Here is a 16,190-nt window from a genome sequence, read left to right as displayed (position 1 = left end):
GTGCTAAGCCTGTCGCCGCGCCTTCCGCGCGAAGAAATTTATTGGCACACCTACGCATTGCCGCGCCGCGAATGGCCTGCGCCCGGGAGAGGACATGTCCGACATCGCCGAAATCCCGGTCGATGAACAAGAGCGTCCGTTGCCGCCGCCTCCGCGGCCGGTACGAAGCGCGCTGATGGACGGGCCGATTCTGCGCACGCTGCTCGGACTCGCCTGGCCGAACGTGGTCGCGCTGTCGGCCGGCACCTGTGTGGTGATAGCGGAGACCTCCTATATCGGCAGGCTCGGCGTCGAGGCGCTGGCGGCAATGGCGCTGGTGTTTCCGACAGTGATCCTGACCATGACGATGTCCGGCGGGGCAATGGGCGGCGCCGTGGCGTCGGCCATCGCGCGGGCGCTCGGCGCAGGCGACCGCGAGCGCGCCGGCACGCTCGCCGCGCATGCGCTCTTGATCGGCATCACCTTCGGCCTCGTCTTCATGCTGGGCATGCTGATCTTCGGGCCCAAGGTGCTGGAAATGCTTGGTGGCCGCGGGGATGTGCTGACGCATGCGGTCGCCTACACACAGGTGTTTTTTGGCGGGGCCGTGCTGCCGTGGCTGCTCAACACCATGGCCGGCGTGTTGCGCGGCACTGGCAACATGAAGCTGCCCTCGCTGTTGATGCTGAATTCCGCGGTCATGCAGGTCGTGCTTGGCGGCACGCTGGGCCTCGGGCTCGGGCCCGTGCCGCAGTTCGGCATGCGCGGCGTCGCGGCCGGCTCGCTGATCGCCTATTCCATGAACATCTGTGTGATGGGCTGGTACCTGTTCTCCGGCCGCGCCCGAATCGTACCGAAACTGCGCGGGCTGCGCGTTCAATGGGCGATGTTCTTCGATATCCTGAAGGTCGGCGCCATCGCCTGCTTCTCGCCGCTGCAATCGGTGCTGACGATCTCGATCTTCACCCACATGCTGGCAAAGTTCGGCACTGCGATCCTCGCCGGCTACGGCATCGGCGCGCGGCTGGAATTTTTGCTGACCTCGATCGCGTTCTCGTTCGGCATCGCTTCGGTGCCGATGATCGGCATGGCGATCGGCGCGGTGCGCATCGCGCGCGCCCGGCGCATCGCCTGGATCGCCGGTGCGAGCGCGTTCGTCGCCGTCGGCGCGCCGGCGTGCCTCGTCGCGCTGTTCCCAGATCTCTGGGTCAACATCTTCACCGACAGCGCCACCGTGCGCGCGACCAGCCATGAATATCTGTCGACGGTGGCGCCGTTCTACGCCTTCATCGGGCTCGCCTCGACAATGTATTTCTCGTCGCAGGGCGCGGCCAAGGTGATCGGGCCGGTGCTGGCGCAGACCGCGCGCCTGATCTACATCGCGGCGATCGGCTGGTGGCTGTCGACGCATGATGCCACCGCGCAGAGCTTCTTCTGGCTGGCCGCGAGCTCGATGGTCGTGCTCGGCCTGCTCTCGTGCTCCAGCGTGGTGCTGACACGCTGGGGGCCGCGCGAGACGAAACCTGCGATCAGGCCTGCGCTTTCGGGCGTTGCAGACTAGCGGTGTCTGTGGCGGCGATGGCCGCCACCGCCGCCGACATTGGCGAGCCGCATCAGCTGCGGAATCATCGCCATCATGTCGCCGCCGCCGGAACCACCCAGCATACCCATGATGTCGCCGCCACCCATGCCGCCCATTCCGGTCGGCATGTAGCCGCCTGCGCCCATCGGCGTGTAGTCGCCGTAGTTCGGCGCGCCGAAGCCACCGCCGAAATTGCCGCCACTCAGGCTGCCGCCGCCCCCCATCATGCCGCCGAGCCCGCCGCCGCCGTTCTCCATCATGCGGCTCATCATCGGACCCATGGTCTGCATCAGCATGGCGAAGCGGCGCTTGCCCATCTTCGCCTTCATCATCTCCAGCATCGGCGCCATCTGGGTCATCATGTCCTCGCCGCCGGCGCCTCCGCCGCCGAGGAACTGCGCCTTTGCCGGCGCGCTCGAGATCGAAAATAGCAGCAGCACGGCGGCCGCCTGGCAGATCACCTTATCCGCACCTCTCATGGCCTGCTCCTCGCGTGCGTGGCTCCGCCGGGAGAGCGGAGCCAACCGGACGCACGCGGCCATGGTTAGGGTCGGCGAGGGCAGGGCTCTGTGAGAAAGATCACGCAGCCACAGCCGGGAACGCCCGGTGTATCGCGGCGACGGCGTCCTTGGTCTGCCCCTGGACGTAAGCCGCAAGCTCGTTCGGCAGCATGTCGATGATCCAGACAAGGCGGCAGCTCGCCTCGCCCTCGGCGATCACCTGCACCGAGGCGCTGTAATGCCTGAGCCGCTCGTTGTTGATGGCGTAGACCAGCCGCTGTCGCGCATCGTCGCAATCGACCAGCACCTCGCGCGCCACTGATCCATTGGCGAAGGTGACGATGCGTGCATCACCGTCGAGCGTGCAGGCGGTGACGAAGCCCGGCGCCAGCCGCTGAGGCAGCGCGCCGAAATCGCGTACGGCGTCCCAGACGTCGCGGGCCGGGACGGGGAGGGAAATGTCGTTGTGGATGGAGGCCATGGTAGATTCCTATAATTTGGAGAAACAAGCGAGCCATCATCTCAGGCGTCATCGTCCGACTTGCCGCCTTCGCTAAGGCTTCGGCGGCCAAGTGAGTTCTTGGCCCGGCGAAGCCTTGGCGGAGACGGGATCGGGCGATCCAGTATTCCAGAGGCCGCTGTGATTGAATCGAGAAGCCGCGGCGTACTGGATGCCCCGGTCAAGCCGGGGCATGACAGCGTGTGAGGCGATGGCGGCCGACGCTCACACGCAAACCGCCTCGATGTTGTTGCCATCGGGATCGATCAGGAACGCCGCGTAGTAGGTCGGGCTATAGTCCTTGCGCGGGCCGGCGCCGCCATTGTCACGGCCGCCGCTCTTCAAGCCTTCGCTGTGGAATGCCTTGACCGCATCATGGTCCTTGGCGCGAAACGCGATATGCGCGCCGTCGGCCTTGCGTCCCTTGTTCAGGTGCAGCCAGAGCGCCGGCTCGCCCTTCGGCCCGAAGCCCGCATAGCCGTCGCCGCTCGAGCACAGGGCGTAGCCGAGCGGCGCAAGCACCGCGGTGTAGAAGCGCGTGGCGGCGTCGAGGTCGGCAACACGCAGTCCGATGTGGTCGTACATGATCGTCTCCATTGCAAAGCGCGCCGCGACTGGCGCGCGCCGGAGACGACCCTATTCAGTTGAGGGTAGCGCGCTCTTGGAGAATCTTGCGCTCGCCCTTCGACGCCTGCCGAAACTTCGTCGGCGACACGCCGGCGGCGCGATGGAAGGTGCGGACGAAATTGGAGAGATCGCCGAAGCCGACGTCATAGGCGACGTCGGTGACCGCGATGTCATCATCTGTCAGCAGCCGCGCCGCGTGGCGTAGCCGCGAGCGCACCAGATATTGATGCGGGGTGACGCCGAGCACGGCCGAGAACAGCCGCAGGAAATGGAACGGGCTGAGGCCCGCCTGCCGCGCCGCCTGTTCGAGGTCGACCTCGGCATGCGAGTTGGCGTCGATCCACAGCGCGGCTTCGACTGCGCGGCGGCGGTCGCGTGCGGTGGGCGTGGCCGGCTTGCGCGCCTTGCCCGAGACGACATCGATGAAGCGGCCGGCGAGAATTTGACCGACCTCGTCGAGACCGAGGTCGCTGTTGCCATCTGCCGCCGTCTGGGCGAGCTCGCCCAGCACCATCAGCTCCGGCAGCGGCGGTGTCGCGCCGACCTGCCAGATCTCGCGTCGTCCCCCGAGGGCATCGACCAGGTCTTCGCTGAAGAAGAAGCCCAGGCAGACGTCGCCGCTGACATGCTCATGCGTGCAGGTGTATTCCTCGCGGGGAGCGCCGACCAGCATCGAGCCCGCCACCAGCTCGAAGAAGCCGGCGCGGCACTGGCAGCCGAAGCTGCCGGAGCGAACATACGCAATGGAATGGCCGGTGCGGCACTCCGCGAACGGCTTGTCGTCCGGTCCCGCATCGCAGCGAAACTCCGAGACCGTCATCGATTGCGTGGTCAGCAGCGTGGTCGCATCCATGCCACCCATCTAGGCATGATCCGGACAAGTGTGTAGCGGTTGTCCGACAAGATCATGCCCAAAAAACAAAGCTAAGGTGCGATTGCGATCGCGCCTTAGCTGGGCCTCGGTGGGGCAACGGGCAGCAGCACCTCGAACAGCGTCTTGCTCGCGACCGGATGGGCGCCCTCGAGCGCAAGCAGCCGCCGCTTGGAGATCACCCCGCCGTAAGGCGAGAGCCGGTCGGCGTAATTGCCGGCCTCCAGCACCCGGTGGCAGGGCACGATCAGCATGTAGGGATTTTTGGCGATCGCCTGCGCCACCGAATGCGCGGCGCCGGAGGCGCCCAGCGCCTTGGCGATCTCGTGATAGGTGCGCGTCTCCCCGCGCGGAATGGCGCAGGCGGCTTCATAAACGCGCCGGTGGAAGCCGGGGACGCCGCCGGCGTCCAGGCTGACCTCGGAAAAATCAGGGTCGCCGCCCTGCAGCAAGCCTGCGATGCCCTCGATCGCAAGCTCGGCATTCAGCGGAGGCTGCTGCTCGCGCGCCTCGGGATGGACCGCGAAAATCCGGCGGCGGGTATCGATCTCCCGCGCCTCCGGCAATTGCACGGCGACCACGCCGGTGCTGCTCCAGACGATGCCGCAGCGCCCTATGGCCGTGTTGAATATCGTGTAGCCACGCCCCAGCATGCACACGCCCCACTCAGTGCACGTCTCTCCCCAGACGCGCGATCATAACACCGCCACAATCCGGCGCACCCAAAATCTTGCCAGGACGTTAACAACCGTCCGGCCGGCCGCGCCAAAGCGCTTGGCGAGCGGCGCCGTCTCGGCTAATCAGGGTTGGCGTGAGATGCGCATTCGCGGGCGTAGTTCAATGGTAGAACGGCAGCTTCCCAAGCTGCATACGAGGGTTCGATTCCCTTCGCCCGCTCCATTCAAAAATTGATGGCCGCTGATTTGGCGTGTTGGATGTTTCTCCGACCCCTGGCCACGTTCATCTTGGCGTATCCGGAAGCATGAAGGGGCCGAAGATCCGCCAAATGGCGTCGGTCTCCCCAGCGTCGGTTAAAGTGGCCAATTTTTGGCGATGGCAATTCTTGGTGATGTAACGGATCACCGCTCGCGCTGCATTTCAGAAGGAGCGGCTTATTCATCCCGACGACACGAGATCACCCTGAGGGATGCTATGCGCTCTCGCAGTTCGGCGCGGCTGCGTATCGTGAAAGACTGCTGGCGCAGTTTTGATTGCCTGTCGTGCAGCGGCGCAGCCAACGACGCTCAATCTGATCCTTCATCTGATCCTTCGCGGCTGCATCAAGCGTTCGTCATCTAGGGCACTAAACTTGCCTTGGACAGCAGGGACTCATTGGTGCCGCGTTTCTGTTTCTGATTGTCGTGCAAAACATTCGGACCCGGCCTGTTGCCGGGCAAACGGAGGCATTGATGACGAATTCAGCACCTGTTTTCACCGCTGGCGGTGGCAGCGACGATGCGTTCACGCGCGTGTCGACCAGCGCAACCGGGGCGCAGGCGGATGGCGCGAGTGTCCAGGCAGCGTTCTCGCCCGACGGCACGAAAGTGGCGTTCGCATCCTATGCCGACAATCTGGTGCCCGGCGATACCAACGGTGCACCCGACGTCTTCGTGAAGGACCTTTCGACCGGGGCGATCACGCTCGTGTCGACCGATGCCAGCGGGGTTCAGCTGGGTGGCTACCAGCCGATTTTTTCGCCCGATGGCACCATGTTGGCGTTCGCAACGGGCGCCGACATCTTCGTGAAGGACCTGGCCACCGGTGCCCTCACGCGCGTATCGACGAGTGCCAGTGGGGAACAGGCGGACGGCTTATCGACCACCAACCCGATATTCTCGCCTGATGGCACCAAGGTTGCGTTCTATTCCGATGCCGACAATCTCGTGCCTGATGATACCGACCACGTGCGCGACATCTTCGTGAAGGACCTGACCACTGGCGCGATAACGCTCGTGGCGCCCAGTCCATACAACGGAGGACCCGGCGGCGGCGGGCTTGAGAATGGCTTTACCTTCCCCCCCTCGTTCTCACCCGATGGCACCAAAATCGTGTTCGGGTCGGCCACAGTGCGCGGCGACACCACCGAGATCTACATCAAGGACCTTTCCACCGGGGCCACCACACTGGTGTCGGAGAGCGCCAGCGGCGCTCGTGGGGATCGCGGCAGCTTCGACCCGGTGTTCTCGCCAGATGGCACCAAGGTGGCGTTCTATACCTTTGCCGACAATCTTGTGCCGGGTAGTTCTAACAACCTAATCGGCAACATCGTCATTAAGGATCTGACCACAGGCGCGGTCACGCTGGTATCGACCGATGCCGACGGAGTCCCGCAGAACAACGGCGAAGCCCAGAAACCCGTGTTCTCGCCTGATGGCACCAAGATTGCGTTCTATTCCAGTGCCACCAATCTCGTGCCGGGTGTCAATGCCGATCAGGTCGTCTATGTGAAGGACTTGGCCACGGGTGCCATCACGGCCGTCTCGACCAATGGGGGCAGGCCGTGGGAATTCGGGGGCGGCAGCCGGCTTCCCGTGTTCTCGCCTGATGGCACCAAGGTGGCATTCGAGTCTTTATCCAGCATTCTGGTGCCGGGCGATACCAACCATACCTACGACATCTTTGTAAGAGATCTTACTACGCGTTCCTTCACCGCAGCGAAGCTGACGGACAATGGCGCTGCCCATGTTTCGACATCGCAGGCGGGTTTCTTTGCCGGTGCCCACACGGTCGCGGTGGCACCGCAAGACGGCAATCTCGGCACACTCACGGCCACCATCGACGTTGCCGATGGCAAGGTGACGTGGAGCTATGATGTCTCTCATGCCAACATCGCTCCGCTCGCGGCCGGACAGACCCATACCGACATCTTCATCTTGGTCCTCGACGGCTTCTACGGGACACAGGGCATCACCGTGACGCTGACGGGAATCGATGATGCGCCCGTGATCAGCTCGGGCACGACGGCAAGCTTCGCGGAGAATGGCTCTGGCGTCGCCTACCACGTCGCGGCGACCGATGTGGACAGTCCCGCGCTGACCTATTCGCTGTCCGGCACTGACGCGGCTCTGTTCGACGTGTCGGCGACGGGCGATGTGACGTTCAAGTCCGCGCCCGACTTCGAGGCGCCGAAAGACGCGAACCACGACAACGTCTACGACGTCACCGTCGCGGTCAGCGACGGGACAGAGATCGCGACAAAGAACGTCGCGATCACGGTCACTGACGTGAATGACACCAGCGGCGGCGGTGGCGTTCTGACGGTCACCGGCTCGACCGGCTTCACGTCGATTGATCGGGCAACGATCAATATCAGCGTGACCGGCAATTTGCACGAGACCGGCCGCGCCGGTGTGATCAGCAACAGCACGATCAACAATCTCGGTTCACTGAGCGAAACCCAGGCGATGCTCGCCTTCGTGAACGATACGATCGCCGGCGGTTCCCTCGGTGCGATCGTCGCCAATGGCGGCACCATCACCTTCGACAACGTGCATCTGGACGGGACGTTGCTGGATGCGACATCAGGCGGACTCATCGAATCCGTTGCAGGCAGCGCCAACAGTTTCAACAATGTGACGCTCAAGGCCGGCGCCGTGTTTGACGTCAGTGCCGCAAGCGGTCTGTTTGTCAGCGGCACGCTGAACAACGGCGGCAAGATCGAGTTCTTCAATTTCGCGAAAGTCATCCTGACCGGCGACGCCACGATCATTGGCAATGGCGAGATCAAGCTCGATCCGGGCTCCTCGATCCTGAACAGCGGTGCGCATCACACGCTCGACCTTGACGGCGGCACGATCGACGGCGCCGGCACGATCGGAAACGGAGATCACAGCCTCACCTTGGATATCGGCTTCTCCGGCACGCTCGAGGCGAACGGGTCCCAGCCGCTTGCGGTCAACACCGGCAATTCCGTCACCAGCAGCGGCCTGATCGAAGCCGTGCATGCCTCGCTCGATTTCGACGACGCCGTTTTCAACACCTTTGGAACGATCACCGCCGATCAGGCCGGCACGATCGACTTCAAGAATGGATTGACCAATGGCGGTATCGTCAATGTGCACACCGGCAGTGAGGTGGATGTTTCGGGCAACCTCGTCAACAACGGCACTGTCCTGGATAGTGGCGTGCTCAAGGTCGATAATTTAAGCGGGACTGGCGCTGTCAACGTCAACAACGGGACATTGGTGGTCACTGGCAATCTAAGCAGCAATGTCGTTCTGACGGGTACGGACTCATTTGTCTTCGGACCCGATGCCAAACAAACATCCGGCGTCATCTCAAACTATACGCCAGGCACGACGCTGGTGCTGGATGGCTTCGACGCCAAGGTGAACGCGGCCTTCGACACTCAGACCAATATTTTGACGCTGACCGATGCGGATCATCATGCGATGACGCTTCACCTCGCGCCCGGATCCCTGATCCCGCAGGCCCACGGCGCGGCGCCGGATTTTCTGGTCTAGCGAATTTCCCCAAGGACACTTTGCCGAGCCCGCCATGTCCAGGCGGGCTGTGGCAATTCGCCAGGGAATTTGCCGCGCAAAAATTCTAATATATTAGCTCTTCGCATCCGGCATGCGCGCCCCGCCCGGCTTAAGCTTCTCCCGCCCTGATGGGTGCGGTCCTCCTGTCGGGCAATATTCGGATGAAAGCCATGGACCAGCAGAAACTCGACCGTGCGATCGGTCGTCGCTTGAAGACGTTGAGGACGCAGGCGGGCATGACGTTGAACGAACTCGCGACGCGCTCCGGTGTCAGCCGGGCCATGATCGGGAGGGTGGAGCGGGCGCAGAGCAGCGCCACCGCTGCGCTGCTCAACAAGCTCTGCGCGGCGCTCGATGTCACCCTCAGTGACGTCGTCGCGCTCGCCGAGAAACCGCCGGAGCGATTGATGCGGCTTGCCGACCAGCCGCTTTGGCGCGATCCCGACAGCGGCTACCGGCGGCGTCATGCCTCGCCGCCGGATGCGGCGAGCGGCATCGAGATCATCGTCGTCGACCTGCCGGCCGGAGCGCGCGTCTCCTACAGCCCCTGGGGCCGCAACGCGTTCACCCAGCAGCTGCTGATGCTGGAGGGTGCGGTCTGCGTGCATATCGACGCCAAGACCGTGCGGCTGCGCGACGGCGATTGTCTCGATTTCGACGTGATGCGGGCGGTGACCTTCGAGAACGAAACCAAACAGGATGCGCGCTACGTCATCATCACGCGGCGCGGCACATCGTACGGGAAAATGTGATGTCGCTAATCGTGCGGGATGCCACGCTGGAGGATGCCGAAGATATTTTGGCCATCTACAATTACGCCGCGATCAACACCACGGCGGTGTGGACCGACGGACCGGCCGATCTGGATTCGCGGCGCGAGTGGATGCGCGCACGGCAAGCGGCCGGCTATCCCGTGCTGGTTGCGATGAAAGGCAGGGACGTCGTCGGCTTCGCGTCATTCGGCGATTTCCGCCCCTGGCCCGGCTATCGCCACACCGTGGAGAATTCGGTCTATGTCGGCGTGCAACATCATCGGCTCGGCGTCGGCCGCAGCCTGATGGCCGCGCTGATTGAGCGCGCTACCGCGCTCAACAAGCACACGATGGTCGCCGCGATCGAGGCCTCGAATTCCGCCTCGACCGGGCTGCACGCGTCGTTCGGCTTTGCCGAGGTTGGCCGCATGCCAGAGGTCGGCTGCAAGTTTGGCCGCTGGCTCGATATGGTTCTCATGCAGAAGCGGCTTTCAAGCGGGGTGAGGCCGTGACGATGCAGGTCCGCACCGGCGACACCTTTGATCCCCGCGTCATTGCGCTGCTCGACCATCACGTCGCGGCTGCGCGGGCGCAGACCGCGCCGGGCAGCGCCCATGCGCTCGATCTCGCTGGGCTGCGCGCGAGCGACGTCGCGTTCTGGACCGGCTGGGACGGCGAGACGCTGGTCGCCACCGGCGTGCTGAAGATGCTCTCGGCCGACCATGGCGAGGTGAAGTCGATGCACACGCTGCAAACGACGCGGAGGCGCGGCTTCGGCGGCCAGATGCTCCGCCACATCATCGCTGAGGCCCGCGCGCGTGGCTCGCAGCGGCTCAGCCTCGAGACCGGCTCCTGGGATTATTTCAAGCCCGCGCATGCGCTCTACCAGGCGCACGGTTTTGTGCTCTGCGGCCCGTTCGAGGGCTATGTCGAGGATCCCAACAGCCTGTTCCTGACGCTCGACCTGACCGGCGGCTGAGGCCGCGCGGTGTAACCCGGGCCCGAAAACATCGCCCTGCGCCTCAAAATGAGTTGCGTACCTCAAAACACCTCGATAACCTTCAGCCATGGCCGATACTCTCACCGCGACCGCGCTGACGCTGAAGGACATCGCCCGCGAGGCGGGTGTCAGCCTTGCGACGGTCGACCGCGTCCTGCACAACCGCCCGGGCGTGCGGCCCGATACGGTCCGGCGCGTCAAGGCGGCGATCGAGCGCAACGCCTTCCAGCCGCACGTCGCCGCCGCCGAGCTCGCCCGCAGCCGTGCCCGCCGCTTTGCCTTCGTGATGCCGGCGGGGCCGAACCCCTTCATGCAGCAGATCGAGGCCTATCTCGGCGAGATGTCGGCCTGGCTCTCAGCCCGCCGCCTCGGCGTCGAGGTGGTCACCACGGATGTGTTCGACCCGTCCGTGCTCGCGGCCTCGCTGGAGGCGCTGTCCGGCGATTACGACGGCGTCGCCGTGGTGGCGCTGGACCATCCGGGGGTCCGCGCCGCGATCAACGATCTCGTCGACGCGGGGACCAGGGTCGTGACGCTGGTCTCGGACGTGCCGTCCTCGCGTCGCCACCATTATGTCGGCATCGACAACATCGCGGCGGGGCGCACCGCCGGCGCGCTGGTCGGTCGGCTGGTTGGCCAACGGTCCGGCAAGGTCGCGATCGTCGCGGGCTCGCAGGGCCTGCGCGACCATTCCGAACGCATCTTCGGCTTCAGCCAGGTGATGGCGTCGGAATTCCCCGATCTCAGCGTGCTGCCGGTGCTGGAAGGGCGCGACGAAGACGGCCGTTCGGAACAGGTTCTGGCGCAGCTGCTCGGCAGGCATGCTGACATTGTCGGCCTTTATAACGTCGGCGCCGGCACGCAAGGCGTCGCCAAAGCGTTGAGCGATGCCGGCCGCGGCAAGCAGGTGGTGTTCGTCGGACACGACGTCACCGCACTGACGCGCCGGCTGCTGTTGCAGGGCGTGATGGATGCCGCGATCTCGCAGAACCCCGGGCATGAAGCGCGCGCCGCCGTGCGCGTGCTGCTCGCGCTTGCGCGCGGCGAGCCGATCTTGCGCGAACAGGAGAAGATCAGGATCGACATCGTGATGCGGGACAATTTGCCCTAGGGGCAGGCGGATTTTCAGAACGGTCCGTTGTGGAAAGGGCGACTCTGAGATCGCGCACCGCAACAGGCGAAAGGGAGGATAGCGTGTATCTCGGTATCGACATCGGCACATCCGGTGTGAAAGCGGTGCTCGTGAGCGAAACCGGCGCGATTGTCGCGACGGCCGCGCGCGAGCTTGCGCTGTCGCATCCCGCGCCGCTGTGGTCCGAGCAGGATCCCGACGCCTGGGTCGACGCGGCGGTTGGCGCCGTCGACGATCTCGCCGCCCGCCATCCGCGCGAGGTCGCGCAGGTGCGCGGCATCGGGCTGTCCGGCCAGATGCATGGTGCGACGCTGCTGGACGAGGATGGACGGCCGCTGCGCCCCGCTATTCTGTGGAACGACGGCCGCTCGCACGCCGAATGCGTCGCGCTCGGGCGGCGCTGCCCGTCGCTGCACACGATCGCGGGCAATCTGGCGATGCCCGGCTTCACCGCGCCAAAGCTGCTCTGGGTCGCGCGGCACGAGCCGCAGATCTTCGAGCGCGTGGCAAAGGTGCTGCTGCCGAAGGCCTATGTGCGTTATCGTCTCACCGGCGAGATGGTCGAGGACATGTCCGACGCCGCCGGCACGCTGTGGCTCGATGTCGGTCTGCGCCGCTGGTCGGCGCTGCTGCTGCATGCCGTCGGGCTCGATCTCCACCACATGCCCCGCCTCGTCGAGGGCAGCGAGGTCAGTGCAGTGCTCGCGCCGGAATTCGCGCGGCGCTGGGGCACGGCGAATGATGTCGTGATCGCCGGCGGTGCCGGCGACAATGCCGCGAGCGCCATCGGGCTCGGCGCGATCGCGCCGGGCGATGCATTCCTGTCGCTCGGCACATCCGGCGTGGTGTTCCGCGTCACCGACCGGTTTGCACCGGCACCGGCTTCGGCCGTGCATGCGTTCTGCCATGCGCTGCCCGGCCTCTGGCATCAGATGGGCGTAATGCTGTCGGCCGCGGCTTCGCTGGCCTGGCTCGCGGGCGTGATGGAGACGCCGGCCGCCGCGCTCCTGGCGCCGCTCGGCGAGCGTGTCGACGGACCGAGCTCCATAAAATTCCTGCCCTATCTCGATGGCGAGCGCACGCCGCACAACGATGCCGCCGCCAGCGGCGCCTTCGTCGGCCTGCGCGGTGCGAGCGGGCGCAGCCAGATCGTGCAGGCCGTGCTGGAAGGCGTCGCCTTCGCCGCGCGCGACAACCTCGCGGCGCTGAGCGCGGCCAGCGGGCCAATCGCGGAGGTCGATCTCGTCGGCGGCGGCTCGCGCTCGCCGCTGTGGGCGCAAATCTGCGCCGATGTGCTCGGCATTCCCGTCCACCGCGTCGAGGAAGGCGAGGTCGGGGCCGCGCTCGGCGCCGCACGGCTCGGCCGGCTCGCCGCCACCGGCGAAGATCCCGCGGAAGTGTGCAAGCGCCCGCGGCGGCTCGCGAGCTTTGCGCCCCGCGCATCCGTCACTGCGGCCTATGACGACGCCTATCGGCGATGGCGCGAACTTTATCCTGCGTTGAAGGAGAGTCTTAAGTGAACGCACCAGCAAAATTCTTCGATGCAAGCGCCCCTGTCGCCTTCGGCGGCAAGGATGCGGGAAACACGCCCGCCTTCCGCTGGTACGACAAGGACCGGCTCGTGCATGGCCGCAGGCTCGAGGATCATCTGCGCTTTGCGGTCTGCTACTGGCATTCGTTCTGCTGGCCGGGCGGCGATCCCTTCGGCGGCGAGACCTTTCTGCGCCCCTGGCATCAAGGTGCTGATGCGATGGCGCAGGCACGCGCCAAGGCCGATGTCGCCTTCGAGCTGTTCCGCCTGCTGGACGTGCCCTTCTTCACCTTCCACGACGTCGATGCGGCGCCGGAAGGCACTTCGCTCAGCGAGTCCGTCGCCAATCTCAACGCGGTCGCCGATCTGTTCGAAGCGAAGATGGCCTCCGCAAAAGTCCGCTTGCTCTGGGGCACGGCCAATTTGTTCACGCATCGCCGCTACATGGCGGGTGCCGCGACCAATCCGGACCCCGAAATCTTCACCTATGCCGCCGGCCAGGTCCGCGCCGCGCTGGAGGTGACGCACCGGCTCGGCGGCCAGAACTACGTGCTGTGGGGCGGCCGCGAGGGCTACGAGACACTGCTCAACACCGATCTCAAGCGCGAGCTCGACCAGCTCGGCCGCTTCATCTCGCTGGTCGTCGAGCACAAGCACAAGATCGGCTTCAAGGGCCCGATCCTGATCGAGCCGAAGCCGAAGGAGCCGACCAAGCATCAATATGATTTCGACGTCGCCACCTGCTATGGCTTCCTGGAACGCTACGATCTCCTGAACGACGTCAAGCTCAACATCGAGCAGAACCACGCCATCCTTGCCGGCCACTCCTTCCATCACGAGGTCGCGCTCGCCGAGGCGCTCGGAATCTTCGGCTCGCTCGACGTCAATCGTGGCGACGATCTGCTCGGCTGGGACACCGACCAGTTCGCGATGAACGTGCCGGAGCTGGCTCTGGTGTTCCACGAGATCCTGAATCGCGGCGGCTTCACCTCGGGCGGGCTCAATTTCGACGCCAAGATCAGACGGCAGTCGATCGACCCCGACGATCTGATCCATGCCCATGTCGGCTCGATGGATGCCTGCGCGCGCGCGTTCCTCGCCGCCGCTGACATGCTCGATGCCGGCGCCCTCACCGCACCGCTCGCGCAGCGCTACGAGGGATGGGCGGGGCCCGAGGGCCGGGCCATTCTCGGCGGCCAGCGCTCGCTCGCCGAACTTGCCGACCGTGCGCTCAGCCCCGGCTTCGATCCGCAGCCGCGCTCGGGGCGGCAGGAATATCTGGAATCCCTGGTCAACCGCTACGTCTGAGGAACGCCGTCGATGACAAAGGCTGAAGCGACACCGGTCCTCGAGCTGACCGGCATCGGCAAGGAGTTCGGCGCAATCCGCGCTCTGCACGGCGTCGACCTGCAGGTCCAGCCGGGCGAGGTCGTCGGCCTGATGGGCGACAACGGCGCGGGCAAGTCCACGCTGGTCAAGATCATCGCCGGCAATTTCCGTCCCAGCCATGGCGAGATCCGCTTTGTTGGCAACGCGGTCCATTTCAACCGGCCCATCGATGCCCGCGCCGTTGGCATCGAGGTCGTCTACCAGGACCTCGCGCTCGCCGACAATCTGACGGCTGCTGCCAACGTCTTCCTCGGCCGCGAGCTGAAGCGCAGGTTCGGCCCGCTCGCACTGCTCGACCACAAGGCGATGGCGGCGCGTGCGCTGGAGCTGTTCGGCGAATTGCGCTCGGAGACGCGCCCCGACGATCTCGTCAAGCAGATGTCTGGCGGCCAGCGCCAGGCGGTTGCGATCGCGCGGACGCGGCTGTCCAACGCGCGGCTGGTCATGATGGACGAGCCGACCGCCGCGATCTCGGTACGCCAGGTCGAGCAGGTGCTCGGCCTGATCCACCGGCTGAAGGAGCAGGGCGTCGCCGTCATGCTGATCTCGCACCGTATGCCCGATGTGTTCGCGGTGTGCGACCGCGTGATCGTCATGCGTCGCGGCGAGAAGCGGGCCGACAAGCCGATCCACCAGACGTCGCCCGAGGAAGTCACCGCCCTGATCACTGGCGCGAAGGAGGCGGCGTGATGGCCATGCCCTTGGAATCTCCGATCAGCTTCACCAATGTCGGCCGGATCAGATGGTGGCAGCGCGGCATCTTCGCCTCCCAGACCGGCTATGTCCTGCTCGCGCTGGCGATGCTGCTGGTGGTGATGCATTTCGCCAGCCCCTATTTCTTCACCGAAGGCAACATGCAGAACGTGGCGAAGAATTTCTCCTTCATCGCCATCGCCACCCTCGGTGTCACCTTCGTGATCATCACCGGCGGCATCGATCTGTCGGTCGGTTCGATGATGTGCTTCTCGGCCATGATCACCTCCATGGTCATGACCGAGTTGTCGGCGCCCGGCTCGCCCGCGGGCTCGCTGTTTGTGCATATGGCCGCTGACGGCAAGACCGTGCTGGCCAACGTGCCGGGTCTGATCCTGCTGATCTCGATCCTCGCGGGGCTCGGCGTCGCGCTGATCGCGGGCCTCGTCAACGGCTTCTGTATCGCCGTGCTCGGCCTGTCGCCCTTCGTCACCACGCTCGGCATGCTCTCGATCGTGCGTGGGCTCGGCTACGTCGTCTCCAACGGCCGCGGCAGTTTTCCTGGCGGGCCGGACGCTGATTACTTCTACGCGCTCACCTCGGGCGATGTGCTCGGCGTGCCGGTGCCCTTCATCTACCTCGTGGTCCTCGCGCTGGCGATGGCCGTGGTCCTGCACCACAGTTCGTTCGGCCGCCACGTGTTCGCGCTCGGGGGCAACGAGAAGGCCGCCGAACTCACGGGCATACCGGTCGTGCGGGTGAAGATCGAGGTCTATGTGATCTGCGCGCTTGCCGCAGGGCTGCAAGGCATCATCATCTCCGGCTGGCTCGGATCGGCGCCCGCCAACATGGCGACGTCCTACGAGCTCAACGTGATCGCGGCGGCCGTCATCGGCGGTGCCAATCTCGCCGGCGGCATCGGCGGTCCGTTGGGGGCCATCGTCGGCTGCGTGCTGCTGGAAGTGATCCGCAACGGCCTCGTGCTGGCACAGGTCAGCTCCTACTGGCAGCAGACGCTGGTCGGCGTGATCATCATCCTGGCCGTGCTGGTCGACCGCATCCGCTCGCGGATGATCTGAAATGACGTCGTTCCGGGAGGGCAACGAAAATGTCGCCTGTCCGCTCCCCGGACGATCTTGAGAGGACGGGCG

The 16,190-nt window shown here is 65.2% G+C and carries 15 protein-coding genes and 1 tRNA gene; 11 read left to right on the top strand and 5 right to left on the bottom strand.

The features are described 5' to 3' along the window. Positions 1-94 precede the first annotated feature (94 nt). A complete protein-coding gene (locus tag AB7G19_RS41180) occupies positions 95-1,540 on the top strand; it encodes an MATE family efflux transporter (RefSeq protein ID WP_085399621.1) in 1,446 nt (481 codons plus the stop codon). Here the strand turns inward: AB7G19_RS41180 and AB7G19_RS41175 are convergent. The 5 genes from AB7G19_RS41175 to AB7G19_RS41155 all read right to left on the bottom strand — a co-directional run bounded on the left by AB7G19_RS41175 (position 1,537) and on the right by AB7G19_RS41155 (position 4,711). Continuing rightward, the gene (locus AB7G19_RS41175) at positions 1,537-2,040 is read right to left on the bottom strand and encodes a hypothetical protein (protein ID WP_085399622.1); all 504 of its coding nucleotides are present in this window, start codon (positions 2,038-2,040) and stop codon (positions 1,537-1,539) included. The genes AB7G19_RS41180 and AB7G19_RS41175 overlap by 4 nt on opposite strands. Positions 2,041-2,140: 100 nt before the next feature. Continuing rightward, entirely contained in the window at positions 2,141-2,542 is a 402-nt protein-coding gene (locus AB7G19_RS41170; protein ID WP_085399623.1) for an SRPBCC family protein, read from the bottom strand. Between the two features lie 243 nt (positions 2,543-2,785). Then, positions 2,786-3,145 carry a VOC family protein gene (locus AB7G19_RS41165; protein WP_038933391.1) on the bottom strand — a complete coding sequence of 120 codons (360 nt, stop codon included), beginning with the start codon at positions 3,143-3,145 and terminating at the stop codon, positions 2,786-2,788. Positions 3,146-3,200: 55 nt separating this feature from the next. Further along, complete coding sequence (locus AB7G19_RS41160) at positions 3,201-4,040, bottom strand: helix-turn-helix transcriptional regulator (protein WP_085399624.1); 840 nt, start codon at positions 4,038-4,040, stop codon at positions 3,201-3,203. 95 nt (positions 4,041-4,135) lie between these two features. After that, the gene (locus tag AB7G19_RS41155) at positions 4,136-4,711 is read right to left on the bottom strand and encodes a methylated-DNA--[protein]-cysteine S-methyltransferase (RefSeq protein ID WP_063985926.1); all 576 of its coding nucleotides are present in this window, start codon (positions 4,709-4,711) and stop codon (positions 4,136-4,138) included. Positions 4,712-4,884: 173 nt separating this feature from the next. Here AB7G19_RS41155 and AB7G19_RS41150 point away from each other — a divergent pair. From AB7G19_RS41150 to AB7G19_RS41105, 10 genes are all read left to right on the top strand, one after another. After that, positions 4,885-4,958 (top strand) — tRNA-Gly (locus AB7G19_RS41150). 509 nt (positions 4,959-5,467) lie between these two features. Next, entirely contained in the window at positions 5,468-8,521 is a 3,054-nt protein-coding gene (locus tag AB7G19_RS41145; protein WP_135215211.1) for a DPP IV N-terminal domain-containing protein, read from the top strand. Between the two features lie 191 nt (positions 8,522-8,712). Further along, positions 8,713-9,294 (top strand): helix-turn-helix domain-containing protein, encoded by a 582-nt coding sequence (locus AB7G19_RS41140; protein WP_028160282.1) that lies wholly within the window; start codon positions 8,713-8,715, stop codon positions 9,292-9,294. Next, positions 9,294-9,806 (top strand): GNAT family N-acetyltransferase, encoded by a 513-nt coding sequence (locus tag AB7G19_RS41135; protein ID WP_085399626.1) that lies wholly within the window; start codon positions 9,294-9,296, stop codon positions 9,804-9,806. Before AB7G19_RS41140 ends, AB7G19_RS41135 begins: the two co-directional genes overlap by 1 nt. 2 nt (positions 9,807-9,808) lie before the next feature. Next, on the top strand, positions 9,809-10,273 hold the full coding sequence (locus AB7G19_RS41130; RefSeq protein WP_085399627.1) for a GNAT family N-acetyltransferase: 465 nt from the start codon (positions 9,809-9,811) through the stop codon (positions 10,271-10,273). An 88-nt stretch (positions 10,274-10,361) separates the two neighbouring features. Further along, entirely contained in the window at positions 10,362-11,405 is a 1,044-nt protein-coding gene (locus AB7G19_RS41125) for a LacI family DNA-binding transcriptional regulator (RefSeq protein ID WP_085399628.1), read from the top strand. Positions 11,406-11,488: 83 nt separating this feature from the next. Further along, positions 11,489-12,946, top strand: coding sequence for a xylulokinase (gene xylB, locus AB7G19_RS41120; RefSeq protein WP_085399629.1), 1,458 nt, complete (start codon positions 11,489-11,491; stop codon positions 12,944-12,946). Continuing rightward, positions 12,943-14,265 (top strand): xylose isomerase, encoded by a 1,323-nt coding sequence (gene xylA, locus AB7G19_RS41115; RefSeq protein ID WP_354077428.1) that lies wholly within the window; start codon positions 12,943-12,945, stop codon positions 14,263-14,265. The genes xylB and xylA overlap by 4 nt, the downstream gene beginning before the upstream one ends. Before the next feature lie 12 nt (positions 14,266-14,277). After that, entirely contained in the window at positions 14,278-15,036 is a 759-nt protein-coding gene (locus tag AB7G19_RS41110) for an ATP-binding cassette domain-containing protein (RefSeq protein ID WP_085399631.1), read from the top strand. Beyond that, positions 15,036-16,118, top strand: coding sequence for an ABC transporter permease (locus AB7G19_RS41105; protein ID WP_085399632.1), 1,083 nt, complete (start codon positions 15,036-15,038; stop codon positions 16,116-16,118). The genes AB7G19_RS41110 and AB7G19_RS41105 overlap by 1 nt, the downstream gene beginning before the upstream one ends. The last annotated feature ends 72 nt before the right edge of the window (positions 16,119-16,190 follow it).

Origin of the sequence: Bradyrhizobium sp. 215_C5_N1_1 (genome assembly GCF_052075935.1) — a bacterium.
Classification (GTDB): Bacteria; Pseudomonadota; Alphaproteobacteria; order Rhizobiales; family Xanthobacteraceae; genus Bradyrhizobium; species Bradyrhizobium barranii.
The sequence above is the reverse complement of the archived record's forward strand: the minus strand, read 5'-3'. Positions and strand labels throughout refer to the sequence as shown.

Excerpts from the sequence above, each read along its gene's own strand:
- AB7G19_RS41180 (WP_085399621.1), top strand. The coding sequence starts at position 95 with ATGTCCGACATCGCCGAAATCCCGGTCGATGAACAAGAGCGTCCGTTG.
- AB7G19_RS41175 (WP_085399622.1), bottom strand. The coding sequence starts at position 2,040 with ATGAGAGGTGCGGATAAGGTGATCTGCCAGGCGGCCGCCGTGCTGCTG.
- AB7G19_RS41170 (WP_085399623.1), bottom strand. The coding sequence starts at position 2,542 with ATGGCCTCCATCCACAACGACATTTCCCTCCCCGTCCCGGCCCGCGAC.
- AB7G19_RS41165 (WP_038933391.1), bottom strand. The coding sequence starts at position 3,145 with ATGTACGACCACATCGGACTGCGTGTTGCCGACCTCGACGCCGCCACG.
- AB7G19_RS41160 (WP_085399624.1), bottom strand. The coding sequence starts at position 4,040 with ATGGATGCGACCACGCTGCTGACCACGCAATCGATGACGGTCTCGGAG.
- AB7G19_RS41155 (WP_063985926.1), bottom strand. The coding sequence starts at position 4,711 with ATGCTGGGGCGTGGCTACACGATATTCAACACGGCCATAGGGCGCTGC.
- AB7G19_RS41145 (WP_135215211.1), top strand. The coding sequence starts at position 5,468 with ATGACGAATTCAGCACCTGTTTTCACCGCTGGCGGTGGCAGCGACGAT.
- AB7G19_RS41140 (WP_028160282.1), top strand. The coding sequence starts at position 8,713 with ATGGACCAGCAGAAACTCGACCGTGCGATCGGTCGTCGCTTGAAGACG.
- AB7G19_RS41135 (WP_085399626.1), top strand. The coding sequence starts at position 9,294 with ATGTCGCTAATCGTGCGGGATGCCACGCTGGAGGATGCCGAAGATATT.
- AB7G19_RS41130 (WP_085399627.1), top strand. The coding sequence starts at position 9,809 with ATGCAGGTCCGCACCGGCGACACCTTTGATCCCCGCGTCATTGCGCTG.
- AB7G19_RS41125 (WP_085399628.1), top strand. The coding sequence starts at position 10,362 with ATGGCCGATACTCTCACCGCGACCGCGCTGACGCTGAAGGACATCGCC.
- AB7G19_RS41110 (WP_085399631.1), top strand. The coding sequence starts at position 14,278 with ATGACAAAGGCTGAAGCGACACCGGTCCTCGAGCTGACCGGCATCGGC.
- AB7G19_RS41105 (WP_085399632.1), top strand. The coding sequence starts at position 15,036 with ATGGCCATGCCCTTGGAATCTCCGATCAGCTTCACCAATGTCGGCCGG.